The organism is Actinotalea sp. JY-7885 (assembly GCF_014525465.1).
GTDB lineage: Bacteria > Actinomycetota > Actinomycetes > Actinomycetales > Cellulomonadaceae > Actinotalea.
Map to the genome: position 1 here is coordinate 1 of NZ_JACEXH010000243.1, position 3,676 is coordinate 3,676.

At 75.7% G+C, this 3,676-nt stretch carries 2 protein-coding genes and 1 pseudogene; 2 read left to right on the forward strand and 1 reads right to left on the reverse strand.

From position 1 onward, the window contains the following. Positions 1-846 (forward strand): annotated as a pseudogene (locus IDM29_RS15615) (hypothetical protein); the annotation flags it as partial. Between the two features lie 145 nt (positions 847-991). On the opposite strand, the gene IDM29_RS15620 reads toward IDM29_RS15615, so the two are convergent. Continuing rightward, positions 992-2,464 carry an HNH endonuclease signature motif containing protein gene (locus IDM29_RS15620; protein WP_182113393.1) on the reverse strand — a complete coding sequence of 491 codons (1,473 nt, stop codon included), beginning with the start codon at positions 2,462-2,464 and terminating at the stop codon, positions 992-994. Between the two features lie 243 nt (positions 2,465-2,707). Between IDM29_RS15620 and IDM29_RS15625 the strand changes: the two genes are divergently transcribed. Continuing rightward, entirely contained in the window at positions 2,708-3,550 is an 843-nt protein-coding gene (locus IDM29_RS15625) for an SMP-30/gluconolactonase/LRE family protein (protein WP_182113394.1), read from the forward strand. Positions 3,551-3,676: the final 126 nt, after the last annotated feature.

Sequence of the window (3,676 nt, forward strand, 5' to 3'; positions counted from 1 at the left end):
GGTTCGCGCCGCGCCACCGCTCCGGCGGGCGGCGCGCGAGCCGCCGGGACGCCCACCGCCGACGCCGACGCCGACTCGGGCGCTGACGCGGGCGCTGACGCCGGCGCCGGCCCCGAGATCGACATCGACGAGTTCGACGACGCCGCCGAGGCACCGCAGGCGCAGCGACAGCAGCGCCGTCAGCAGTCACCGACGCAGTCGCAGGCGCAGTCACCGGCCCGGCGCGCGGTGCTGCGCCAGGTGCGGGGTGCGGACCGCCCGCTGCGAGGTGGGCTCGTGGCCCAGGCGGCCCACAAGGCCGACCCGACCCTGCGCAGCAGCGGCTGGGACGGCACGGGCGGCTTCTTCGGGTGGATCGCGGAGGCGGTGCCCGAAGTGGCGGCGTCACCGGAGCCCGCCCCGGGCTTCGTCTGGGACCCGCGCCGGTTCAGCGAGTCCGACCTGCCCGGAGGCGCCCCCAACCTGCCGCCGCTGCAGCGCCAGGTCGTGGACGTGACCGACGTGCCGAACCTGCCGGCCGACCGGTACCGCGTCCTCATCGCGACCCTCGCCGAGGACGTCGCCGAGCATCCCTTCGACCGCCCGGAGACGGCACGGCGCGTGCACGACGCGTGCCAGGCGGCGGGGGAGCCGATTGGTCGTGCGTCCGTCAACGCCGTGATCGCCGGCGTGCTCTACGCGGGCCTCGACCTCGCGGCGGCGCCGACCGCCCGCGAGGTGGCGGAGACCTGGGCGGAGTACGTCATCGGCCTGTGCCGCGGCGCGCGGATGGAGCTCGACGCGTCGGACGCCGCGGCGATCCGCACCTGGCTCGGCGGCGGCCTGGCGGGTCCTGCGGCCGCCTGAACGGCGCGCGTCCGACGACGCGCGAGCGGCGCGCCCGGGCCCAGCCTCGGGCGCGCCGCGGCCGACAGCCGGTCGCGCCGAACCAGCCGGTCGCGCCGAACCAGCCGGTCGCGCCGAACCAGCCGGTCGCGCTGCGGTCGGCCTGTCACGCCGCGCCCAGGTCGAGGAGCACGGTCTCGCCGCCTGGTGGCGGACGTGTGCCGGTGGCCGGTGGTGCCCCGGAGGCGTGCTCGGGCTGGGCGGCGGGTCTGCCGTCGGGGTGTCGGAACTCGAACCCGTGGGGGACTCGGGTGATGCGTAGGTCGTGGGTGTGGATGTGGTCGTGGTGGTGCCAGCAGAGAAGGATGCCGTTGTCGGTGGAGGTGTCGCCGCCGTGTGACCACCACCGGATGTGGTGGATCTCGCCCAGCGTGGGCGGTGCGGTGCATCCGGGGTACTGGCAGTGGCGGTCGCGGGCGATGACCGCGCGGCGCAGCTGTTTGGTGTAGGTGCGCTCGTCCTGGCCGACGTTGAGGATCTGGCTGTCGGGTCCGAACACGATGCGGGTGACCTGGGAGTCGCACGCGATGCGCTGCAGGACCGAGGCAGGGACGGGTTCGCCGGATTCGAACTCGGCGGGATCGACCAGATCGGTCTCGAGACCCGTGCGCCGCACCTGGTGCGCCGTGCCACCCGCGCTATCCCTGGCGCCCGCGCCGTCCCTGCCACCCGCGCCATCCGTGCCGCCGGTGCCACGAGCGGCCGCCTCGGCGGCGTCGCGGGCCGCGGCGTCGGTGGCCAGGCGCTGGTAGGTCTCCCAGGAGACGTGCACGCTCAGGTGCGGGCGGACCTGGGCCCCGGCACCTGTGAGGCCTCTGTCCAGGACCAGGCGGGCGAGGTCGACCAGGGCTTCGGCCTGGCGCTGCTCGACGGGCCGCTGGTCGTCCTTGGTCGGCACGCCGGCGATGGATCGGACGGCGGTGGCCAGGAGCTGACCGTTCTCGTGGGTGAGGAACCCGCTCAGCGCCAACCCGTCCCCGCGCGGGGTCAGGGTCAGGCGCTGTCGCGCGACGGCCTGGCGGTGCTCACGCTCGGCGGCTTGGTCGTCGAGCTTCGCGGCCATGCGACTGGTCAGGCGCCGGAACTCGTCGACACCCAGGCGGCGCGCTTGGTCGACGAAGAACGCCTCGTTGCGGTCCGGTAGGTCGCTCGCGAGGGCGGCGCGCCTCGCGGGGGAGGACACCAGGCGGCTCAGCGCCTCGGCGTGACCCCGGGTGATCTCCCCGGACGCCACCGCCTCCCGCACGACGGGGAGTTCGCCCATCGCCCGGCCGAGCTGGGCCTGGCGGGCCGCGTCCCCGTAGGCGATGCCCTCACGGCGCGCGACGTGCCCCGCCACCGTGCGGTCCGCCCCACCTAGCGCCCAGCGCCCGTCCGCCTCCACCGCTGCGAGCAGGACCGAGGCAGCCAGGTGGATCTGGTCTCCGACCACCCGCAGGTCCCTACGCACCGCGGCCGCCCGCGGCCCCTCCAGCGAACCCAGCGCCATCGCAGCCAACGCCGCGGCGTCCGCGCGCAGCCGGGCGAGCAGCGCGTCGAGGCCCGCAACCCCCGCCGCCTCGCTCGCCGCCTGGACCATCCCGACCCCCGTGTACCAGTTCGCCCCTGATCGAACTAGTGTACTAACGGCCACTGACACGCACCACGCCCCACCCGGGATCTGGACAATTCGGTCACGGCGCTCCCCGCGAATCCCCGGACCGCCGGAGCCAGCGCGATGCGACCAGGCCCAGCCCGCGAGCCCACTCGAGCCCGCCACCCGAGCCCGCCACCCGAGCCCACCCATGCTGCGCCCGAGCCGCGTCCCCGGCACGATCAAGGCATGAGTCGACTCGAGCAGGTCACCGATGCCGTCGCGTACCACGGCGAGGGCCCCGTCTGGTCCGAGAGCTGGGGCGGCCTCCGCTTCGTGGACATGCTCGCGGGAGACCTCCTCACCCTGCGCGCCGGCGGCGACGTCGACCGGCTGCACGTCGGCGATGTCGCGGCGTTCGTGCGCCCGCGCCGCGGGGGCGGGTACGTCGTCGGCCTGGAGCGCGGCCTGGGACTCGCCGACGGCCCGGACGCCGCCGCCCACCCCCTGCCCGAGATGTGGTCCGACACCGGCCTGCGGATGAACGAGGGCGGCTGCGACCCGGCCGGCAACCTGTACGCCGGCTCCATGCGCTACGACCGCGCGCAGGGCGGCGCGAGCCTGCAGCGCATCGCGCCCGACGGGACCGTCACGACGGTCCTGCCGCACGTCACGATCTCCAACGGCATCGCCTTCAGCCCCGACGGGACCCTCGCCTACTACAACGACACCGACACCGGCCGGACCGACGTGTTCGACGTCGTCGGTGGCGAGCTGCGGGACCGCCGCCCCTTCCGCTCGGGCGACGACGGGCGCCCGGACGGCCTGACCGTCGACGCGGCCGGCAACGTGTGGGTCGCGCTCAACGGCGTCGGTCGCGTGCGCTGCTACGCCCCGACCGGCGAGATCCTGCAGGAGATCCAGCTCCCGGTGCGCCTCGTGACGGCGTGCACGCTCGGCGGACCGGACCTGCGCGACCTCTACGTCACCACGTCCCGCGAGAACCTCGAGGACCCCGAGCCGGAGGCCGGCGCCCTCTTCCGGCTGCGCGTCGACGTGCCGGGCCTGCCGGTCCTGCCCTACGGCGGCTGAGTGGGCTCAGCCCCGCCCACCGGCTGCTCGTCGTCGTCCGGGGGGCGGGCGGCCTCGCCCGGCGCGGCCTCGGGCGGGACCTGCTGGCGCGCGGGATCCGCGCCGCCGACCCGCCGCCGGCGCGGC

Bases quoted from the DNA above. Each gene is read 5' to 3' on its own strand.
- IDM29_RS15620 (WP_182113393.1), bottom strand. From the start codon at position 2,464: ATGGTCCAGGCGGCGAGCGAGGCGGCGGGGGTTGCGGGCCTCGACGCG.
- IDM29_RS15625 (WP_182113394.1), top strand. From the start codon at position 2,708: ATGAGTCGACTCGAGCAGGTCACCGATGCCGTCGCGTACCACGGCGAG.